22 protein-coding genes are annotated in these 18,940 nt (G+C 45.5%); 16 read left to right on the forward strand and 6 right to left on the reverse strand.

From position 1 onward, the window contains the following. Positions 1-20 precede the first annotated feature (20 nt). A complete protein-coding gene (locus H7F27_RS04945; protein ID WP_174754433.1) occupies positions 21-356 on the reverse strand; it encodes a NifU family protein in 336 nt (111 codons plus the stop codon). A 101-nt stretch (positions 357-457) separates the two neighbouring features. Here H7F27_RS04945 and H7F27_RS04950 point away from each other — a divergent pair, with 101 nt between their 5' ends. After that, positions 458-784 carry a YuzD family protein gene (locus H7F27_RS04950; RefSeq protein WP_024122724.1) on the forward strand — a complete coding sequence of 109 codons (327 nt, stop codon included), beginning with the start codon at positions 458-460 and terminating at the stop codon, positions 782-784. 20 nt (positions 785-804) lie between these two features. Here H7F27_RS04950 and H7F27_RS04955 read toward each other — a convergent pair whose 3' ends face one another. Beyond that, the gene (locus tag H7F27_RS04955; protein ID WP_024122723.1) at positions 805-1,872 is read right to left on the reverse strand and encodes an NAD(P)/FAD-dependent oxidoreductase; all 1,068 of its coding nucleotides are present in this window, start codon (positions 1,870-1,872) and stop codon (positions 805-807) included. A 263-nt stretch (positions 1,873-2,135) separates the two neighbouring features. On the opposite strand from H7F27_RS04955, the gene H7F27_RS04960 reads away from it, so the two are divergent. The 4 genes from H7F27_RS04960 to H7F27_RS04975 all read left to right on the forward strand — a co-directional run bounded on the left by H7F27_RS04960 (position 2,136) and on the right by H7F27_RS04975 (position 5,141). Then, complete coding sequence (locus H7F27_RS04960; RefSeq protein ID WP_010331736.1) at positions 2,136-2,372, forward strand: YuzB family protein; 237 nt, start codon at positions 2,136-2,138, stop codon at positions 2,370-2,372. A gap of 136 nt (positions 2,373-2,508) precedes the next feature. Next, entirely contained in the window at positions 2,509-3,723 is a 1,215-nt protein-coding gene (locus H7F27_RS04965; RefSeq protein ID WP_185848667.1) for a NupC/NupG family nucleoside CNT transporter, read from the forward strand. A 122-nt stretch (positions 3,724-3,845) separates the two neighbouring features. Beyond that, positions 3,846-4,700, forward strand: coding sequence for a diaminopimelate epimerase (dapF, locus tag H7F27_RS04970; protein WP_095713996.1), 855 nt, complete (start codon positions 3,846-3,848; stop codon positions 4,698-4,700). Between the two features lie 78 nt (positions 4,701-4,778). Continuing rightward, positions 4,779-5,141, forward strand: a complete 363-nt coding sequence (locus tag H7F27_RS04975; protein WP_095713995.1) for a HesB/IscA family protein — start codon at positions 4,779-4,781, stop codon at positions 5,139-5,141. Between the two features lie 53 nt (positions 5,142-5,194). Here H7F27_RS04975 and guaC read toward each other — a convergent pair whose 3' ends face one another. After that, entirely contained in the window at positions 5,195-6,175 is a 981-nt protein-coding gene (gene guaC / locus H7F27_RS04980) for a GMP reductase (protein ID WP_106019496.1), read from the reverse strand. Positions 6,176-6,454: 279 nt separating this feature from the next. On the opposite strand from guaC, the gene H7F27_RS04985 reads away from it, so the two are divergent. Then, positions 6,455-6,595, forward strand: coding sequence for a hypothetical protein (locus tag H7F27_RS04985; RefSeq protein WP_044158982.1), 141 nt, complete (start codon positions 6,455-6,457; stop codon positions 6,593-6,595). A gap of 40 nt (positions 6,596-6,635) precedes the next feature. On the opposite strand, the gene yumC is transcribed toward H7F27_RS04985, so the two are convergent. Then, a complete protein-coding gene (gene yumC / locus H7F27_RS04990) occupies positions 6,636-7,634 on the reverse strand; it encodes a ferredoxin--NADP reductase 2 (RefSeq protein WP_024122718.1) in 999 nt (332 codons plus the stop codon). A gap of 330 nt (positions 7,635-7,964) precedes the next feature. Between yumC and H7F27_RS04995 the strand changes: the two genes are divergently transcribed. The 4 genes from H7F27_RS04995 to H7F27_RS05010 all read left to right on the forward strand — a co-directional run bounded on the left by H7F27_RS04995 (position 7,965) and on the right by H7F27_RS05010 (position 10,637). Further along, positions 7,965-9,185, forward strand: a complete 1,221-nt coding sequence (locus tag H7F27_RS04995) for an NAD(P)/FAD-dependent oxidoreductase (protein ID WP_049809958.1) — start codon at positions 7,965-7,967, stop codon at positions 9,183-9,185. Positions 9,186-9,359: 174 nt separating this feature from the next. Next, positions 9,360-9,503, forward strand: coding sequence for a YuiA family protein (locus tag H7F27_RS05000; RefSeq protein ID WP_024122716.1), 144 nt, complete (start codon positions 9,360-9,362; stop codon positions 9,501-9,503). A gap of 50 nt (positions 9,504-9,553) precedes the next feature. After that, entirely contained in the window at positions 9,554-9,874 is a 321-nt protein-coding gene (locus tag H7F27_RS05005; protein WP_024122715.1) for a YuiB family protein, read from the forward strand. A 103-nt stretch (positions 9,875-9,977) separates the two neighbouring features. Further along, positions 9,978-10,637, forward strand: a complete 660-nt coding sequence (locus H7F27_RS05010) for a 3D domain-containing protein (protein WP_185848927.1) — start codon at positions 9,978-9,980, stop codon at positions 10,635-10,637. A gap of 32 nt (positions 10,638-10,669) precedes the next feature. Here the strand turns inward: H7F27_RS05010 and H7F27_RS05015 are convergent, their stop codons facing one another. After that, positions 10,670-11,146, reverse strand: a complete 477-nt coding sequence (locus H7F27_RS05015) for a divergent PAP2 family protein (RefSeq protein WP_044158979.1) — start codon at positions 11,144-11,146, stop codon at positions 10,670-10,672. 155 nt (positions 11,147-11,301) lie between these two features. On the opposite strand from H7F27_RS05015, the gene H7F27_RS05020 reads away from it, so the two are divergent. Together H7F27_RS05020 and H7F27_RS05025 are read left to right on the forward strand one after the other, a co-directional pair. Continuing rightward, complete coding sequence (locus H7F27_RS05020) at positions 11,302-12,804, forward strand: leucyl aminopeptidase (RefSeq protein ID WP_095713992.1); 1,503 nt, start codon at positions 11,302-11,304, stop codon at positions 12,802-12,804. A gap of 144 nt (positions 12,805-12,948) precedes the next feature. Beyond that, the gene (locus tag H7F27_RS05025) at positions 12,949-14,277 is read left to right on the forward strand and encodes a Na+/H+ antiporter family protein (protein ID WP_101860009.1); all 1,329 of its coding nucleotides are present in this window, start codon (positions 12,949-12,951) and stop codon (positions 14,275-14,277) included. A 71-nt stretch (positions 14,278-14,348) separates the two neighbouring features. On the opposite strand, the gene H7F27_RS05030 is transcribed toward H7F27_RS05025, so the two are convergent. Beyond that, positions 14,349-14,951, reverse strand: coding sequence for a biotin transporter BioY (locus H7F27_RS05030; protein ID WP_024122710.1), 603 nt, complete (start codon positions 14,949-14,951; stop codon positions 14,349-14,351). Between the two features lie 100 nt (positions 14,952-15,051). Between H7F27_RS05030 and H7F27_RS05035 the strand changes: the two genes are divergently transcribed. The 4 genes from H7F27_RS05035 to dhbC all read left to right on the forward strand — a co-directional run bounded on the left by H7F27_RS05035 (position 15,052) and on the right by dhbC (position 18,925). After that, complete coding sequence (locus H7F27_RS05035) at positions 15,052-15,648, forward strand: sulfite oxidase-like oxidoreductase (RefSeq protein WP_095713990.1); 597 nt, start codon at positions 15,052-15,054, stop codon at positions 15,646-15,648. A gap of 212 nt (positions 15,649-15,860) precedes the next feature. Then, positions 15,861-16,730 (forward strand): ferri-bacillibactin esterase BesA, encoded by an 870-nt coding sequence (besA, locus tag H7F27_RS05040; RefSeq protein ID WP_185848668.1) that lies wholly within the window; start codon positions 15,861-15,863, stop codon positions 16,728-16,730. Between the two features lie 187 nt (positions 16,731-16,917). Continuing rightward, a complete protein-coding gene (locus H7F27_RS05045; protein WP_185848669.1) occupies positions 16,918-17,703 on the forward strand; it encodes a 2,3-dihydro-2,3-dihydroxybenzoate dehydrogenase in 786 nt (261 codons plus the stop codon). A gap of 25 nt (positions 17,704-17,728) precedes the next feature. Then, entirely contained in the window at positions 17,729-18,925 is a 1,197-nt protein-coding gene (gene dhbC / locus H7F27_RS05050) for an isochorismate synthase DhbC (RefSeq protein WP_185848670.1), read from the forward strand. Positions 18,926-18,940 lie beyond the last annotated feature (15 nt).

An 18,940-nucleotide genomic window follows, 5' to 3' on the forward strand; every position in this document is an offset into this window, starting at 1 on the left:
ATATCAGCCTGGCTGCTTTATTAAAAGACTTGTTCTACTTCAATTACACCCGGCACTTCTTCAAGAAGAGCGCGTTCAATTCCGGCTTTCAGCGTAATTGTTGAACTTGGGCAGCTGCCGCATGCGCCTAGAAGACGAAGTTTAACAATACCTTCATCAACGTCTACAAGCTCACAGTCACCGCCGTCACGAAGTAAAAACGGACGAAGTTTGTCCAGTACTTCCTGCACCTGTTCTTTCATTTCAACTTCAGTCATGACATTCGCTCCTTTCGTCGTCATAAAACCATTATATTCAGTGTAACAATAAAAATCTATTGTTTGGTTTGCAGAATTGCTCCCATTATTATAGCACATTCAGACTTGAACACAAAAACGGTTTTTTTCTATAAAAACGTCTTTTGTCTCTGTATACTTAATAGAAAGAATGTAACGCAGAGAAATGGGGGCACTTATCAATGACCAAAACAGTCATGCTCAGCGTATATGGGGCAGAAACCGTTTGTGCAAGCTGTGTCAATATGCCGACGGCTAAAGATACATATGAATGGCTTGAGGCTGCGCTGAAAAGAAAATATCCGAATCAGCCTTTTGAAATCCAATACATCGACATTTACGAGCCGCCTGACGTCGAAAACGTAAAACAGCTTGCGGAAAAAATTAGAAATGACGAATATTTTTATCCGCTCGTCCTCGTAGAAAATAAAATTGTCGGAGAAGGCAATCCGAAATTGAAGGATGTATATGAGGAAATGGAGAGATACGGTTATACAGAAAACCGCTGACTTCATCAGCGGTTCTGCTATTATCCGTTATGGTGTTTGTACATCCACAGCAAGCCGGATTTCAGCAAACGCGGAACACGGCCGATCAGCGGCCGGTCAGCAACAAGTCCGAAGCCGGCTTTTTTTCCGAGTGAACCTAAAACGCCTTTCAGCTTAAACTGAGGCATTGATTCAGGAAGGGCTTCACCATTCCAGCGTTTTTGCAATATTTGGACAATCTGTTCAGCTTGAGCTTCTGCCAGCTGGGCACTCGGTGCGTGAGGAAGGCTGGCACAATCTCCGACAACGTACAGATGTTCATCACCCGGGACATTGTGATGAGGGGTTAACACGACACGGCCTTGTGCGTCCTTTTCCACATCCAAGTCTCTGACGACTTTATTCGGCTGTATGCCGGCTGTCCATACGATGGCGTCTGCGGAAATTGCGTCATCGTGGTTATACACAACGCCTTCTTCTACTCTTGTGATATTTGCCCTGTTAATAATGCGGACACCGTGCTCTTCGAACCATTTTTGCACATATTTGCTCAAACGCTCGGGAAAGCTTGATAAAATGAGATCTCCGCGGTCAAACAAAATAATGTTCAGATCGTCACGGCTTTCTCTTAATTCACTTGCAAGTTCAACGCCGCTAAGGCCTGCTCCGACAATGGCAACAGTCGCTTCGGCGCATAAGTTGTTCAGCTTTTGATAGGTTTCGCGGGACTGATCGATGGTTTGAATGCTGTAGGTGAATTCGGGCGCTCCCGGCACGTTATGATATTTATCCTCGCAGCCGAGCCCGATCACTGCGTCATCGTAAGAAATCGGTTCGCGGTCATGGAACAGCACTTGTTTTTGTGCAATATCAATTGATGAAATATCGCCGTACTCGACATCCAGGCGAGGGTGCTCTGGGAACGTCACTCTGATATGGTGGTCAGAAATTGTGCCTGCGGCAAGGGCATAATATTCTGTTTTTAAGCAGTGATAAGGATTTCTGTCAATTAACGTGATTGAAACATCATGAGGCAGCTGGTTGGGCAATAAGCGATGAAGAACACGCATGTTTCCGTAACCTCCGCCGATCAAGACCAATTTTTTCATTTGAATTCCCCTTTAACCCGAAGAGTATGATAGACACATTGATGAAAAATACGAACTTTGTAAAATAACATCTAGAATTATATCGAATTTGATCTAAAATCACAATATTAGTTTCAAAATAACCTACAAATTAGCCTTAAAACGCAAATTAGTAAAACGTTATTGCAGGAATGATATGTTACGATAATAAATTTTAATGCGTTCGTTGTCTTTGACGAATAGTGAAAAATTCGCGATAATGTTCATATGTGAGGTGAAACCGCATGAATCCAATGATTGAATTTTGTGTCAGCAATCTGGCTCACGGCTCTCAGGAAGCCCGAGCGATTTTAGAGAAAGATCCGAATCTGGATGTTCTTGAATACGGCTGTTTAAGCTATTGCGGGAAATGTATGGAATCACTATTCGCTCTAGTAAACGGAGAAGTCGTTACGGGTGAAACACCTGCTGAGCTTGTTGAGAATATATATACATTTATTGAAGAAAACCCAATGTTTTGAAGAAAAGGGCCTGTCTCAGGCCCTTTTTTATTTTGCGGTACAAAAGTACTGAAAAAATGTGTAGACATCAAAAAATATTATTGTTATCGTATAAAAGATTTGTTTTAAATAAATTTTAAGAGGTGTAGGTGTATTCATGAATGTTCTTTGGGGACTGCTCGGCGCAGTTGGGATAATCGCCATCGCGTTTTTATTTTCAGAAAAGAAAAGCAATATTAGAATAAGAACCGTCATCGTTGGTTTATGTATACAGGTGGCGTTTGGATACATCGTGTTGAAATGGGAAGCGGGACGCGCTGTTTTTTTATGGTTTTCAAGCCGTGTACAGCTTCTGATTGATTATGCGAATGAAGGCATCAGTTTCATATTTGGGCCGCTTTTAAAAGTCGGCGACAGCCCGGCGTTTGCATTAAGTGTACTGCCTGTTATCATTTTCTTCTCAGCACTGATCGCAGTTTTATATCATTTGAAAATCATGCAGCTCATTTTCCGTGTGATCGGCGGCGGATTGTCGAAACTTCTTGGGACAAGCAAAACGGAATCTCTTGCGGCTGCTGCTAATATTTTTGTAGGGCAATCGGAATCTCCGTTAGTGATCAGGCCCCTCATTGCAGGACTGACGCGCTCTGAACTGTTTACAATTATGACGAGCGGTCTATCGGCTGTTGCGGGTTCAACTTTGTTTGGCTACGCCCTTCTCGGTATTCCGATTGAATACTTGCTCGCGGCGAGCTTCATGGCTGCTCCTGCGGGTCTGGTATTCGGAAAATTACTCATTCCTGAAACGGAAACGCCGCAAACAGTAAAAGGCGATTTCAAAATGGATGAAGGCGAAGAAGCGGCCAATGTGATTGACGCGGCTGCAAAGGGTGCGTCAACAGGTCTGCAAATTGCGCTGAACGTTGGTGCGATGCTGCTTGCATTCGTCGCATTAATCGCCGTGGTCAATGGTATTCTCGGCGGTGTTTTCGGCTTGTTCGGTTTAAAAGATGTCACATTAGAATCTATCCTCGGCTATGTGTTTTCTCCAATCGCCTTTATGATTGGTGTGCCATGGCATGAAGCCTTGCATGCCGGAAGCTTTATCGGCCAGAAATTGGTGCTGAATGAGTTTGTCGCTTATTCTAACTTCGGTCCGCACATCGGCGAGTTTTCTAAAAAAACCGCTACGATTATCAGTTTTGCGTTATGCGGGTTCGCAAATTTCTCTTCGATTGCGATTATGCTCGGTACGCTTGGCGGTTTAGCGCCAAGCCGCCGCTCAGATATCGCACGCCTCGGGTTAAAGGCTGTTCTGGCGGGAACATTAGCCAATCTGCTGAGCGCGGCTATTGCCGGCATGTTCATATAAAAGATAAAAGCTCCTTGCGTCATTGCAAGGAGCTTTTATGTATGAAAAACGGGGGATAATTGTATTGTGTCCGTTTATAATAGCTTTTATACTAAGAAAAAGAGAAAAAGTTGGAGGCATCTATGAACTCATTTCGATTTACCAAAATGCACGGACTTGGAAACAGCTATATATACGTGAATCAATTTGAAGAACAACTGCCGGAAGAACAACTGTCTGAAATAGCGGTTCAAGTGTCTTCCGTTTATACAGGGATCGGCTCCGACGGTATGATCCTCATATGTCCTTCAGATCAAGCACCTGTCAAAATGCGGATTTTTAATAATGACGGGTCTGAAGGGAAAAACTGCGGCAACGGCCTGCGCTGCGTTGCAAAATACGCGTATGAGCATAAGCTGGTTGAGGAAACATCTTTTCTGATTGAAACCCTCTCCGGGCTTGTAAAAGCGGAAGTTCAAGCTGAAAACGGAAAAGTGAATGTTGTCACTGTCGATATGGGTGAACCGCGTCTGACAAAAGCCGAGCTTCCGATGCTTGGCGGCGGTGAGGAGCAAACCATTAATGAAACAATGACATTTGGCGAAGCTGAACTAAAAGGCACCGCGGTTTCCATGGGCAATCCGCATATCGTTTTTCCGATTGCCGATATTGAACAGGCACCGCTGACGACACTGGGACCGGTGATTGAAAAAGATCCAAGATTTCCGGAAGGTGTGAATGTCGAGTTTGTGGAAACCGTGAATGAGCATGAACTGCACTTCCGCGTGTGGGAACGGGGATCAGGCATCACACAGGCTTGCGGAACAGGCGCTTGTGCAGCGGCTGTCGCATCTGTTTTAAACGGCGTATCAAGACGAAATGAAGACATTACGGTTCATTTAGCGGGCGGAGATTTGGTCATTAATTGGAAAGAGAACGGCCATGTGATGATGACAGGTCCGGCAGAGACTGTTTGTGAGGGCGTCTATTTTTTATAAAACAGCTAGTTTGAGAAATGAGCCGATCAAGTTTATAATAAAAGACAACATCCGGTTTCTAAAAGGAGGTTCACATTAATGACCAACCCTGTAACAATTACAGAAGCAGCAGCTTTGCATATAAAAGATATGATGAAAGAGCATGAAGAAGAAAACGCGTTTCTGCGTGTCGGCGTTAAAGGCGGCGGCTGCAGCGGCCTTTCATACGGAATGGGCTTTGAGCATGAAAAAAGCGAAGCAGACAGTATGTTTGAGGAGCACGGCATTACTGTTCTCGTTGACAAAGAAAGCCTTGATATCATGAACGGCACTATTATAGACTTTAAGCAATCCATGCTTGGCGGCGGTTTTACCATCGATAATCCAAACGCCATCGCCTCATGCGGCTGCGGTTCTTCTTTCAGGACAGCGACGAATGCAGGTAAACCAGAAGAGTGCTAATAATAGAAAAAGCCAAGTCAAGCGGCGAGCCGCTGACTTGGCTTTTTTTATTTTTAATACTTATCTCCATTAAAAATCGAATTCTTCACGATGACATAATCCACATTGCGGATAGCCTCCAGCTTAGTTCCGCCAGCATAAGAAATAGAAGATTGAAGATCCTGTTCCATTTCAATCAGCGTATCCATGATTGCGCCTTTATGCTCTACGTGCATTTTTTTGCCTTCGACATTTTTCTTTTCGCCTTTTTGATATTCAGAGGCTGAGCCAAAGTATTCTTTGTAGAGCTTTCCGTCTTTTTCAATGGTTTGTCCCGGTGATTCCTCGTGTCCGGCAAATAGTGAACCGATCATGACCATGGTGGCGCCGAATCGAATTGATTTTGCGATGTCGCCATGGGTGCGGATTCCGCCATCCGCGATAATCGGTTTGCTGGCGGCTTTTGCGCACCAGCGCAGCGCGGCTAATTGCCATCCGCCTGTGCCGAAACCGGTTTTAATTTTCGTTATACATACTTTTCCCGGTCCGATGCCGACTTTTGTGGCATCCGCTCCGGCATTTTCGAGCTCTCTGACCGCTTCCGGTGTTCCGACATTTCCCGCGATGACAAAGCTGTCCGGAAGATGTTTTTTGAGGTGCTGAATCATCTCAATGACGGCATTGGAATGTCCGTGAGCGATGTCGATGGTCACGTATTCAGGGATCAGATTTTCTTCTGCCAAGTGACGGACAAATGCATACTCCTCATCTTTGACCCCAACGCTGATAGAAGAGAATAGGCCGCGTGCGTTCATGTCCTTTATAAAGTCAATCCGTTTTTCAGGTTCAAAGCGGTGCATCACATAAAAGTAGCCGTTTTCGGCTAATGAAACCGCAAGTTTCTCATCTATAATCGTCTGCATATTGGCAGGAACGACGGGCAATTTAAATGTACGTCCGCCTAAACGCACGGATGTATCGCATTCAGAACGGCTGTTCACAATGCATTTTGCAGGAATTAGCTGAATATCTTCGTAATCAAACACATTTTCCATAGAATCCACTCCTAAATACGAATATTTATAATAAATATATACCAAATGTTCGCCTTGTATAATGTACTCTGTTTTAGGGAGGATGTCAAACGATTTATCCGATGATGGATGTGATTCAGGTGCGGAAGCTTGTCATTCAGGATGAGTTTGGGTATCATAGTCTTAACGAATGATCTCATAGAGCGGATGATAAAACGCTAATATATAAGTTCAGCACAGCTTGGTCCTATAGCACCAGGCTTTCTTTATGACATGGACATGTGAAAGGAGCGAGTGGAGATGACTCAAAACGAAGAACAAACACCGAAGTCCCAAAAGATCCAAGACCGCATTATCATGACCACGATCTGGGTTGTAGCAGCCCTTGTGATTGCGCTGGTTATCGGAACTGCGATGAATTATATAAATATCTTCAAATAAAAAAGGAGCTGTGTCATCTTGACACAAACTCCTTTTTTTATTATTTATTTTCAAAAAGACTTGTAGAGTGCAGAGGCTGTACGCGAGCTTTCGGGTCCATGTAAGCTTTCGCGTTGTTAACAGCTGTCGGTGCTTCGCCGAAGCCGCTTGCGATCAGGTTGACTTTTCCTTCGTATGTGCAAATGTCACCTGCTGCGAAGAAGCCTTCGATATTTGTTTCCATCGTTGATTTGACGACAATGGAATTTTTCTCAATTTCAAGTCCCCAGTTTTTAATCGGTCCAAGAGATGAGACGAAGCCGTAGTTGACAATTAAGTCATCGATTTCTAAAATCTCTTTGCGCTCGCCTTTCACTTCCTCAAGCACAAGCTGCTCGATTTTGTCTTCTCCGATGAGCTCTGTCGGAACAAATGGAGTCAGGACATTCACTTTAGATGCGTGAAGGTTTTCCACACTGTGCTCATGCGCGCGGAATTTATCGCGGCGGTGAACGATGGAAACTTCTTTTGCGATTGGCTCAAGCATAAGCGCCCAGTCAACCGCTGAATCTCCTCCGCCCAGAATCGCAACGCGTCTGCCGGCGAATTTTTGTAAATCATCAACGAAGTAGTGAAGGTTTTTGCCTTCGTATTGTTCGGCTGTTTCAAGCTCGAGCTTTCGTGGTTTGAATGCGCCATTTCCTGCAGTGATGATGACTGTTTTAGAGTAATGGGTTTCTTCGTTTGTCACAAGCTTAAACACGCCGTCTGCTTGTTTTTCAACAGATTCAACTGCTTGCTCTAAACAAATCGTTTGGTCGAATTTCGCCATTTGCTCTTTTAAGTTGTTCACTAGCTCTTGGGCGCGGATTTTCGGGAATCCTGCTACGTCATATATATATTTCTCAGGGTACAGGGCACTAAGCTGTCCGCCAAGCTGAGGCAGGCTTTCGATAATTTTGACGCTTGCCTGTCTCATGCCTCCGTAAAAAGCGGTGAATAAGCCGACCGGTCCCCCGCCTATAATTGTAATATCATAAACCTTTGTATCCTCTCGCATACGAAAATTGCCTCCTAAATGAAAATTGTTATTAATTATACCATATTGCTCTTAAAATTGACGAGTCAGCAGAAAAATTTGCGAGTGCATTGTATGCGCATTCATTCTTGATCATATGCCCGCGGGCCGATACGATAAGAAAAAAATGAATTCATCTTTTTTCTGAATGTTTCATGAACCAGCCGGATACACATGATAGTAGTGCTATGGGTGTGGACTTCACAAAAAACTTTTCAATATATTTCATAAAATCCTGCCAATAAGCTGAAGATAACACAAATGATGATTTTTATATGCGTCTAACAGCAAAAAAAAGAGAAGGTGGATGTGATGGCATTGAATAAGCCCAAAATCGTGATTTTAGGTGCAGGTTATGGCGGATTGATGACAGTGACAAGGCTGACGAAGCATGTCGGTCCGAATGATGCTGATATTACGCTTGTGAATAAACACAATTATCATTACGAAACGACATGGATGCACGAAGCGAGCGCCGGTACGCTCCATCATGACCGCTGCCGTTATCAGATAAAAGATGTAATCAACCAGTCACGTGTCAATTTTGTACAGGATACCGTGAAGGCAATCAAAATAGACGAGAAGAAAGTTGTGCTTGCCAATGGAGAGCTGCAGTACGATTATTTAGTTATCGGCCTCGGAGCGGTACCTGAAACGTTCGGCATTAAAGGCTTAAAAGAATTTGCGTTTCCGATCGCCAATATCAATACATCTCGAGTGCTTCGGGAACATATTGAGCTGCAATTTGCGACTTACAACATCGAAGCTGAAAAAAGGCCGGACAGGTTAACAATCGTTGTCGGGGGAGCCGGGTTTACGGGTATTGAATTCCTTGGAGAACTGGCTGCCCGTGTGCCAGAGCTCTGCAAGGAGTATGACGTTGACAGAAGCCTTGTACGCATTATCTGCGTAGAAGCAGCGCCGACCGTATTGCCGGGCTTTGATCCCGAGCTTGTCGATTATGCTGTTCACTATCTTGAGGAGAATGGCGTTGAGTTTAAAATCGGCACGGCGGTTCAAGAGTGTACCTCAGAAGGAGTCACAGTCGGCAAAAAAGATGAGGAGCCCGAGCAAATCAAATCGCAAACGGTGGTGTGGGCGGCAGGTGTCCGCGGACATCCGATTGTGGAAGAAGCCGGCTTTGAAAATATGCGCGGCCGGGTGAAAGTCAATCCTGATCTTCGCGCGCCCGGACATGACAACGTGTTTATTCTCGGCGACAGCTCGCTGTTTATCAATGAAGACACTGACCGTCCTTATCCGCCGACCGCCCAAATCGCGATGCAGCAGGGAACTACGGTCGCTAAAAACATTGCAAAACTCATTAAGGGCGGCGAGCTTGAAGAATTCAAACCTGATATAAAAGGAACGGTGGCTTCTCTCGGCGAGCATAATGCGGTCGGAGTCGTGTACGGAAGAAAACTGAAAGGCACGCCGGCTTCTTTTATGAAAAAAGTCATCGATAACCGCTCGCTGTTTTTAATCGGCGGACTCGGACTCACACTGAAAAAAGGCAAATTTAAGTTTTTCTAAAAACCCGCTCTCCGCGGGTTTTGTTTTATTAAAAAACGTCAAAATAAAAAGAGAACAAGAGCAAAATAAAAATGTTTCCGCTTACATCAAAAGATTTGTCACATGATCTGACTTTATCATTGACAGCTCGGTATGGTATTATTATCTGAAAATTAAGAAAAAGGTGATGATAAGATGAAAACCGCAACGACAACCGCTTCACAGGCATGCCCGTTTTGCTCAGGGAAAGGGTATTTTCAATTAATCCTCGGCGGTTCAGAAACTTGTCCGTCATGTCAGGGGACAGGTAAAGACAGTCATTCATTTTCCAGCCGTTGACTTTTTAAAAGCCCCCGCGGTACACTAAAAGTAACGCAGGGGGTGGGGTTTTGATTAGTCTGCCAGTCGTTATCATCTCAATTGTTTTATTTTTTGTTTTGTTTTTTGGAATCGGTTTCTTGTTAAACATGCTGCTGAGAATGTCCTGGATTATGGCTGTGATTTATCCGATTGTATGCCTATTTATAATCAGCAAGGAAAAGCTGATCAGCTATATCCAATCGCCAGGCGAATCCTTTGCCAGCCTGTTTCAGAGAATCGTATCGTTAGCTGCTGCAGATGTATTGATTTTAGCCAGCGGTCTGGCCGGCGCCATTGTCTCAGGCATAGCGATCAACATGCTCAGAAAAAGAGGATATCAGATGTTTTAATGCCGCTTTCTTTCTTAAGAAAGCTTTTTTTGTGCCTTCAGCGCATTCACCGTTTTGAATATTGCTCCCGCTATTTGGGAACAATGATTCGGAGGAGAGGTGAATAATGTTGAAAATGATCAGACGTTTGCTGATGGCCTGTTTATTTCTGCTCGCGTTTGCCACGACATATTTAGCCATATCAGGAGTAGAGGCGAAGGACTTATCAAAATGGGTGCAAGAAAATAATGAGAAGCACTCGAAGAACACAGGGCTGACATTAAAAGCATTGCAGCAGAAAAACGAAAAAACGATGTCCGCTGCAGCCAAAGCAAAAGACAAACCATTGGAAGAAGCCTTTGACTGGAACCAGTATCCAGCGCGAAAAGTAACGGCTACAGGCTATACAGCGGGAGTCGAATCGACGGGTAAAAAGCCTGGTGATCCATTATACGGGCTTACATATTCAGGTGTTAAAGTGAAAAGAGATTTATACTCTACGGTTGCCGCCGATCCATCCGTTTTTCCGATCGGCACCATTTTATTCATCCCGAACTATGGTTTGGGCGTTGTTGCGGACACAGGATCTGCCATCAAGGGAAACCGCATTGATCTGTACTTTGAAACCGTTCATGATGTCTACAATGAATGGGGCAAAAAAAACCTGGACGTGTATGTGATTAAGAAGGGGACCGGAAAAGTTACTGAGGATGAACTGGTAAAGCTTAATGAAACAAAATCATTGCAGGTGTTCAGAAATCAATACAAAACCGTGAAAGAATAAAACGCTCCAGCTGCGGCTGAAGCGTTATTTTTTTACAGAAAAAAGTATGCCAGTGCCAGTGTTAATAAAATTCCTGTCAATCCGCCAAAAAAGACCTCGATTGGCTGATGGCCGAGAAGCTCTTTCAGCTTTTTTTGTTTTTCTTTCTCTTCGGCTTTCGGGAAATCTTTTGCTTCATTCACAAAACGGTTAAAATCAATCACAAGTTTATTAATGACTGTTGCCTGCTCGCCGGCATGACGTCTGACGCCGGTTGCGTCAAACATGGTAATGACGGCGAAAATGGCTGAAACCGCAAAGAGAGAGGAACCTAATCCATGCTCTAAAGCTACGCCGGTAGAGAGCGCCGTAACAGCTGCGGAGTGGGAACTCGGCATGCCGCCTGTGCTTGTCACCAGCGACCAGTCCAGTTTTCTGGATACGATAAATTGTATCGGCACTTTAATGACTTGTGCAAAGATGATGGCAGCAAGGCTTGATAATAAAGGAAAATTCATAAAAAGTTCCATAGGCGACATCCTTTCTATATGAAAATCTTTCGTGTTACAAAAGAAAAAAGCAGGTCTTTGTCTGTTGTTTGATAAAATAAATGTAAGGAAAGAATGTTTTTCCTATTATACCATTGTTCATTACAAATACCCATTACGTTAGGAGTGTAAGCCTTATGTTTTATGCGGTTCAACAATTAGAGCATACTGAAACCCTAGTGGTCGGACTTTTTCAAAAAAGCCAGCTGACAGGCAAAGCAAAGGAAATTGATGAAAAACTGGAAGGCCATCTGACTCAGCTTCTGAAAGACGGTGATGTCTCTGCCAAACGGAATCAAGTATCAAAAGTATTCCCTCCGTCCTCCGCTGGTATGAAACGTATTTATTTCGTCGGTTTGGGAAGAGAGGCGAATTATTCATTTGAAGAGGCGAAGGAAAGCTTTGCCCATGTTTTTCAAGCCATTCATAAAGACAGAAAACAAGAGGCTGCCGTACTGCTTGACACATTTATTTGTGAAGAAGTTCCCGCAGCGGATGCCGCTCACGCATTAGCTGAGAGCTGCCTGCTTGCTTCTTATGAGGTGCAGGATTATAAGCACAAATCAAATGAGCCGGATAAACAGCTTGAATCCATCTATGCCGTCACAGATGAAGATACACAAGAAGTGCAGGCCGGTCTTCTTGTCGGCCGGGCATACGGGCAGGGCACAAATTCGGCGAGAACGCTTGTTAATATGCCGGGAAATATGCTGACAGCAACTGACTTGGCTTCTTATGCGTCCGAGCTTGCGGCGAAGTATGATTTTGAGTGTGAAATATTGGAGAAATCGGATATGGAAGAGCTCGGTATGGGCGCAATCCTTGCGGTAAACCAAGGCTCTGCCGAACCGCCCAAAATGATTGTCTTGAAGTATCAGGGCAAAAAGGAATGGGAAAACGTTATCGGGCTTGTCGGAAAAGGAATTACCTTTGACACAGGCGGTTACTCTATTAAAACGAAAACAGGAATTGTCGGCATGAAATCCGATATGGGAGGAGCGGCAGCGGTCCTTGGCGCAATGGAAACGATCGGCGAGCTTCGTCCGGAGCAAAATGTGCTGGCTGTCATTCCGTCAACCGACAACATGGTTTCAGGCGGAGCGATGAAGCCTGACGATGTCATCGTGTCATTAAGCGGAAAAACAATTGAAATCCTTAACACGGATGCAGAAGGAAGGCTTGTGCTTGCAGACGGCCTTACATATGCAAAACAGCATGGCGCGTCTGTACTTGTTGATGTGGCAACGCTCACCGGCGGCGTTGTTGTGGCATTGGGCACAGAAACAACCGGCGCCATGACAAATAACGAGAGCTTTTATCAGCGGGTGGCTGAAGCTGCGGAAGAGTGCGGTGAGGCCATCTGGCAGCTGCCGATTACAGAAAAGGATAAAAAACGTGTGAAAAACAGCCAAATGGCGGATTTAAACAATTCACCGGGACGGGAAGGCCATGCCATTATGGCAGGAACGTTTCTAGGTGAGTTTGCTGAAACGACTCCTTGGGTCCATCTTGATATTGCAGGCACAGCAACTTCAAGTAAAGCAAGCTGCTTCGGTCCGTCCGGTGCAACCGGCGTCATGGCAAGAACACTGGCTACGCTGGCAGAAAGATTCACAGCGGAAGAAGACGCAAAAGCATAATAAATATAGCCCTGCTGCGATTTCGCGGCAGGGTTTTTTTCTCCGAAATCTTTAGTTGACTAAAGTATCATGAATATGATACGATACGTTCGTACTTTATTTATCTACTACATTAGCAAACTAAAGGATTTTTGGAGGGGTATCATGAATGCAGTCGTAATCGCAGTGCTGCTTATGCTTGTCTTAAGTCTTCTGCGTGTCAATATAGTTATTGCTTTAATCATAGGTGCTTTGGCCGGCGGCTTAACAGGAGGACTCGGCCTGGGTGAAACGGTTAAAGCCTTTACAGAAGGGCTCGGCGGAAATGCCACCGTTGCAGTCAGCTACGCTATGCTTGGTGCGTTTGCTGCGGCTTTAACGAAAACAGGTCTTCCGGATGCTATGGTGGAAGCTTCTGTGAAATTAATTGGAAACAAAGAAGATACTCGAAAAAAGGCACTGTCTAAAGTGCTTATCGTACTGATTATTTTAATCGTAGCTTGTTTTTCACAAAACGTGGTACCGGTTCACATCGCATTTATTCCTGTGCTGATACCGCCGCTTTTGAAAATCTTTAATGAGCTTGAAATGGACCGCAGGCTGATTGCGTGTGTGATTACGTTCGGCTTAACGGCTCCTTATATTGTACTGCCTGTTGGCTTCGGCCAGATATTCCAAGGCATGCTGAAGGACAACATGGCCGATGCGGGTTTAAACGTTCCGCTTGGCGATATCCCGTACGCGCTGATTATACCGGTTGCAGGCATGGTTGTCGGTTTGATTTTATCAGTAATCGTTTATCGAAAACCAAAAGTGTATGAAACAAAAGAAATCTCAGGTGTAAAAGCATCTCCATATACGAAAAAAAGCCTGGGAATCGCGGTTCTCGCCATTTTAGTGTCACTCGGCGTCCAGCTTTATTTATCGCAGACATTGGGAGTAGAAGGGATGATTATGGGGGCGCTGGCCGGCCTGATTATCCTGTTTGTCAGCGGTGTAATGAAACGTGACGAAGCGGATTCATTGATTACTGACGGTATGGTATTAATGGCCTTTATCGGATTTGTTATGCTTGTTGCAGCCGGATTCTCTAATGTACTGAATAAAACAGGTGACGTTGCTTCACTTGTAAAAGCGTCGGCAGGTTTTATTGGCCACAGCCAATCGCTTGGCGCGGTTTTGATGCTGCTGGTCGGCCTGTTGATTACAATGGGAATCGGCTCATCTTTTGCAACGATTCCGGTGATCACAACGATCTTTGTGCCTCTATGTATGCAGCTCGGATTCAGCCCGATGGCAACGATTGCGATTATCGGAGCGGCTGCCGCGCTTGGCGACGCCGGTTCACCTGCCAGCGACAGTACACTTGGCCCGACTTCAGGTCTGAGTGCGGACGGACAGCATCACCACATTTGGGACACTTGTGTGCCGACATTTATCTTTTATAACATTCCGCTTGTTATTTTTGGCTGGATTGCGGCGCTTGTCTTATAGAAAAAAGGCTCTCCTTAACGGGAGAGCCCTTTTTGTTTATCATTTCAAAAAACCGTCCATCGGAACGGTTTTTAAGTGGACGATATTTGATGTCTGTTAAAGCCGGTTGCTTTATGAATAGAGCGGTAGATCGCAGGTGCGATAAACGTCAGCAGCACAGCCAGTGCCGTGTCTTTTACCATAAACCAAGTCATAAAGCCCCAAGCCGTGCCGTAGCTCACCGGTGTATGAATCCACAGCTTCAGCGCAAGATACATATAGGTGGTGCCGATGATATACATAATGGCCGTTCCGATAAGAGAAGCAATCAGAAAACGGATTTTACTTGGCTGAATTTTGCGTTCTAATAACCATCCAGCTGCGAATGCTGCAGGAATATATGAGATAATGAAGCCGCCGCTTTTACCTGCAAATGGTGCGAAGCCCGCGGAAAACTGAGCGAACACCGGTGCCCCGGCCAATCCGACAAGCGCATATACAAGCATCGCGATAGCAGCGCGTTTGCTGCCGAGAAGCAAAGCCGCCAAGAGGCAGAAAAACGGCTGCATCGACAGCGGAATGCCGGCAACTTGCAAAAAGGGCGCGACTGATGTAATGTTGGCGCCGACAGCCATAAGTGCGGCGAACATGCCGATCAGCGCCATATCACCCGCACGAAGTTTAGGTTGTTTCATCGTTGTTCCCCCTTAGGTTTACATACACAATCATAGAGTAATAAAGATCTGAATGATTGTCAACATAAATATAATTTAGGTTAACAAAAGGAGGATTTGCATGTATTTCGGAAAAATAAAACAGGCAGATCAGTCAGGAAGAGTGCCGCCCAATCAAAATGTGACGACTTCGTTTCCTGTGCTTCATACGGGGAACGTTCCGTATTATGAGGATATGACGAAGTGGAATCTGCAAGTATACGGATTGGTTGATCACCCGATGCTTTTAAGCTTTGAAGATATAAAAGCCTTTCCTCAGTGCGAATCAGAAAATGACATTCATTGCGTGACAGGCTGGTCGCGGCTTGATAACGTTTGGCAGGGGGTGCGGACACGGGATATTGCGGAGAAAGCCGGGGTAAAAGAAGAGGCAGGCTATGTCATTTTACACGCGGAAGAGGGCTGGACGACAAATCTGCCGCTCGATGACTTTTTGGCTGAAACATCACTGCTCGCTTATGCGCATAACGGCGAACCTTTAACGCCTGAACACGGCTTCCCGCTGCGAGGGGTGTTTCCTCATTTGTATTTTTGGAAAAGCGCTAAGTGGCTGCGCGGCATCCAATTTACGAAAGAAAATCATCCCGGTTTTTGGGAGCAGAACGGCTATCATATGAGAGGCGACCCTTGGCAGAATCAGAGATTTACATGGGATTAAGGTTCTAGTAAACGTAGGATAATCAGCATCTTTTTCAGGATTTTATTTCCATATTGCTAGTCATCAGGTACCTTATTTAGAGAAGGTGCCTTTTTTATTAAGGAAAAAGTTGACTTTGTTTGCCAGAAAACCTATTATTTGAGTTGTCTAGTTGATAGTGAAAATCATTATCATAAATGCAGCCAGTTTTAAGGAGAGGAATGTCGTACTGCATGATTGAGAAAAAAACAGATGAGGCTAAAGGCGGGACCTACAACGCATTTACCATTCCGGGAACGGAAGTGCGTAAAATGTCTTCATGCAATGACAGCCGCGGCTATCAAATCTTTATCTCAAAACCGAGCACGGAGCCGCCGCCTTCTGGTTATCCGGTTATTTATCTGCTCGATGCCAATTCTATCTTCGGTACAATGTCGGAAGCTGTTCGAGTGCAGGGGCGCCGTCCTGAGAAAACAGGGGTGATTCCCGCTGTAATTGTCGGTATTGGCTATGACACAACAGAACCGTTTTCTTCTGCGCGCCACCGGGATTTTACAATGCCTACGTCTTACTCGGAGCTTCCGGTAAGGCCTGACGGCAAAGAATGGCCGGAGCATGGAGGAGCGGGGGACTTTTTAAGGTTTATTGAGGAGGACCTCAAACCGGAGATTGAACAAGATTATGAGATTGACAGAAACAGACAAACGATCTTTGGCCACTCTCTTGGCGGGCTCTTCGTTTTGCAGGTGCTCTTAACGAAACCGGATGCATTCCAAACGTATATCGCGGGCAGTCCGTCCATTCATTGGAATAAACCATTTATTGAAAAGGAAACTGAGCGTTTCGTTTCCTGTTTAAAGAAAAACGATCAGCCTGTCAATCTTCTGCTTGCGGCAGGAGAATTGGAAAAGCATCATAAATGCCGAATGAACGATAACGCGAAGGAGCTTTACGAGCGGCTGTCTACTTTGACTGACCAAGGCGTACGGACAGAATTTTGCGAGTTTTCAGGAGAAGGACATATTTCGGTTCTTCCTGTTTTGGTCAGCAGGGCATTGCGTTTCGCGCTTCACCCTGACGGCCCGCACATATCAATGAGCTGAGAATTGTCTCAGCTCCCATATTTGTCACAAAAATTATATTTGACTGTCGGATGACATAAGGATATGATTATTTTTATAATTGATAATGATAATCATTATCAATTGATTGTGATTAATGGTAAGGTGAAGCAGTCTTTTTCGCAAAATGTCATTTTTGGCGTTACAAGCGAAGAAAGGAAATGATGAAATGAATGTAAGAGGTATAGAAGGCAAGATCGCATTGATTACAGGGGCTGCCCAAGGAATAGGTGAAGCTGTTGCGCGGACGCTTGCCGGTCAGGGGGCGCACATTGCTGCGATTGATTACAATCCAGAAAAGCTTGAAAAAGTCGTGAACAGCCTCAAAGCCGAGGGATGTCATGCCGAAGCCTTTCCGGCGGATGTGAGAGACAGTGCGGCGATTGACGATATCACGGCTCGAATCGAACGTGACATGGGCCCGATTGACATATTGGTGAACGTAGCGGGTGTGCTTCGGCCAGGGCTGATTCATTCTCTCAGTGATGAGGAATGGGAGGCCACTTTCTCAGTGAATTCGACTGGTGTTTTTAACGCGTCGCGCTCAGTCAGCAAATATATGATGAACCGCAGATCCGGTTCGATTGTAACAGTAGGATCAAATGCAGCCGGTGTGCCAAGGACATCTATGGCGGCATATGCCTCATCAAAGGCAGCGGCCGTGATGTTTACAAAGTGCCTTGGCCTTGAGCTTGCAGAATACAACATTCGCTGCAATATTGTTTCTCCCGGATCAACGGAAACAGACATGCAGTGGTCCTTATGGGCTGATGAAAATGGAGCAGAGCAAGTCATCAAAGGATCGCTTGATACATTTAAAACGGGAATTCCGCTCAAAAAACTGGCCCAGCCTTCGGATATTGCGGATGCCGTGCTCTTTTTGGTTTCTGAGCAGGCAGGCCATATTACGATGCATAATTTATGTGTAGATGGCGGCGCGACCTTAGGCGTATAACTTAACTCAAAGGAGGTTTATGAAGATGTTGGAACAAAACGTTATATCTGAAACAAAGGCGGAGCATTTGCTTCGTGATTATCAGCCGGGCACTTTTTTCCTGGCTTCCCCTCACCGTGTGCTGCTTGGAAAAGGAATATGTGAAACCGTGCCGGATGCAGACGGCCAAAACCAATTAGAAACCTTACCCGGCCGCATTGCTGAGGCGCTTAACAAAGCAAAGCAATCGGGGCAAAGCCGTCCGGTTGTTGTGGGAGCTGTTCCATTTGATCATTTGAAATCGCCCCGGCTCGTCGTTCCGGAGGAGGTACGGTGGTCAGGACCGCTTCAATTCGATCATGCCAACATCGAACAGCAGCGGGAACATACATATCAAATACAGCCTGTTCCTGCACCGGAGGACTATAAAAAAGGTGTAGAACAAGGATTGGCAAGCATTGCTGACGGCACACTCAGCAAAATTGTCCTGTCCAGATCGCTGCATCTGACATCATCTGAAGCGATACAAACGGGAGAACTGCTTCACCATCTGGCGCGGCATAATACACACGGTTATACTTTTGCAGCCGATGTATCCGGCCGAGATGATTCATCTTCCCATCGGACATTACTCGGAGCAAGTCCGGAGCTTCTCGTTTCGAGAATGGGAACCCAGGTGGTATCCAATCCGTTAGCGGGCTCTAGACCTCGCAGTGATGATCCTGTTGAGGACCAGCGCCGGGCCGATGAATTGCTTTCCTCCGCAAAGGATCTTCATGAGCATGCTGTTGTGGCTGATGCGGTTGCCGCCGGGCTGCGGCCTTTTTGCCGGACGCTGGACGTTCCGGAAAAGCCTTCGCTGATCCAAACTGAGACGATGTGGCATTTGTCCAGTGTCATTAAAGGAGAGCTTTCTGATCCGACTGTAACCGCGCTGGAACTAGGCGCCGCGCTTCATCCTACGCCGGCAGTCTGCGGAACACCGACTGGCCTTGCAAGAGAAGCCATCCGGGAAATTGAACCTTTTGACCGAGGTTTCTTCACCGGCATGGTAGGCTGGTGTGACGATGCAGGCGATGGCGAATGGATCGTTACGATTCGCTGTGCAGAGGCTGAAGAACGTTCACTTCGTCTTTTTGCAGGTGCCGGTGTTGTAGCCGGATCAAAAGCAGAGGACGAGCTCCAGGAGACATCCGCAAAGTTTCGGACAATGCTTCGGGCAATGGGTGTCAATCACATATGATCAGAAATAAATGCA

Origin of the sequence: Bacillus sp. PAMC26543, assembly GCF_014250375.1 — a bacterium.
Classification (GTDB): domain Bacteria; phylum Bacillota; class Bacilli; order Bacillales; family Bacillaceae; genus Bacillus; species Bacillus halotolerans.

Coding starts and splice junctions, on each gene's coding strand:
- besA (WP_185848668.1), top strand. CDS start 15,861: ATGATTGAGAAAAAAACAGATGAGGCTAAAGGCGGGACCTACAACGCA.
- H7F27_RS05025 (WP_101860009.1), top strand. CDS start 12,949: ATGAATGCAGTCGTAATCGCAGTGCTGCTTATGCTTGTCTTAAGTCTT.
- dapF (WP_095713996.1), top strand. CDS start 3,846: ATGAACTCATTTCGATTTACCAAAATGCACGGACTTGGAAACAGCTAT.
- H7F27_RS05015 (WP_044158979.1), bottom strand. CDS start 11,146: ATGGAACTTTTTATGAATTTTCCTTTATTATCAAGCCTTGCTGCCATC.
- H7F27_RS05020 (WP_095713992.1), top strand. CDS start 11,302: ATGTTTTATGCGGTTCAACAATTAGAGCATACTGAAACCCTAGTGGTC.
- H7F27_RS05035 (WP_095713990.1), top strand. CDS start 15,052: ATGTATTTCGGAAAAATAAAACAGGCAGATCAGTCAGGAAGAGTGCCG.
- H7F27_RS05000 (WP_024122716.1), top strand. CDS start 9,360: ATGAAAACCGCAACGACAACCGCTTCACAGGCATGCCCGTTTTGCTCA.
- H7F27_RS05030 (WP_024122710.1), bottom strand. CDS start 14,951: ATGAAACAACCTAAACTTCGTGCGGGTGATATGGCGCTGATCGGCATG.
- H7F27_RS05045 (WP_185848669.1), top strand. CDS start 16,918: ATGAATGTAAGAGGTATAGAAGGCAAGATCGCATTGATTACAGGGGCT.
- H7F27_RS04995 (WP_049809958.1), top strand. CDS start 7,965: ATGGCATTGAATAAGCCCAAAATCGTGATTTTAGGTGCAGGTTATGGC.
- H7F27_RS04985 (WP_044158982.1), top strand. CDS start 6,455: ATGACTCAAAACGAAGAACAAACACCGAAGTCCCAAAAGATCCAAGAC.
- yumC (WP_024122718.1), bottom strand. CDS start 7,634: ATGCGAGAGGATACAAAGGTTTATGATATTACAATTATAGGCGGGGGA.
- dhbC (WP_185848670.1), top strand. CDS start 17,729: ATGTTGGAACAAAACGTTATATCTGAAACAAAGGCGGAGCATTTGCTT.
- H7F27_RS04945 (WP_174754433.1), bottom strand. CDS start 356: ATGTGCTATAATAATGGGAGCAATTCTGCAAACCAAACAATAGATTTT.
- H7F27_RS04965 (WP_185848667.1), top strand. CDS start 2,509: ATGAATGTTCTTTGGGGACTGCTCGGCGCAGTTGGGATAATCGCCATC.
- H7F27_RS04960 (WP_010331736.1), top strand. CDS start 2,136: ATGAATCCAATGATTGAATTTTGTGTCAGCAATCTGGCTCACGGCTCT.
- H7F27_RS04955 (WP_024122723.1), bottom strand. CDS start 1,872: ATGAAAAAATTGGTCTTGATCGGCGGAGGTTACGGAAACATGCGTGTT.
- H7F27_RS04950 (WP_024122724.1), top strand. CDS start 458: ATGACCAAAACAGTCATGCTCAGCGTATATGGGGCAGAAACCGTTTGT.
- guaC (WP_106019496.1), bottom strand. CDS start 6,175: ATGGAAAATGTGTTTGATTACGAAGATATTCAGCTAATTCCTGCAAAA.
- H7F27_RS04975 (WP_095713995.1), top strand. CDS start 4,779: ATGACCAACCCTGTAACAATTACAGAAGCAGCAGCTTTGCATATAAAA.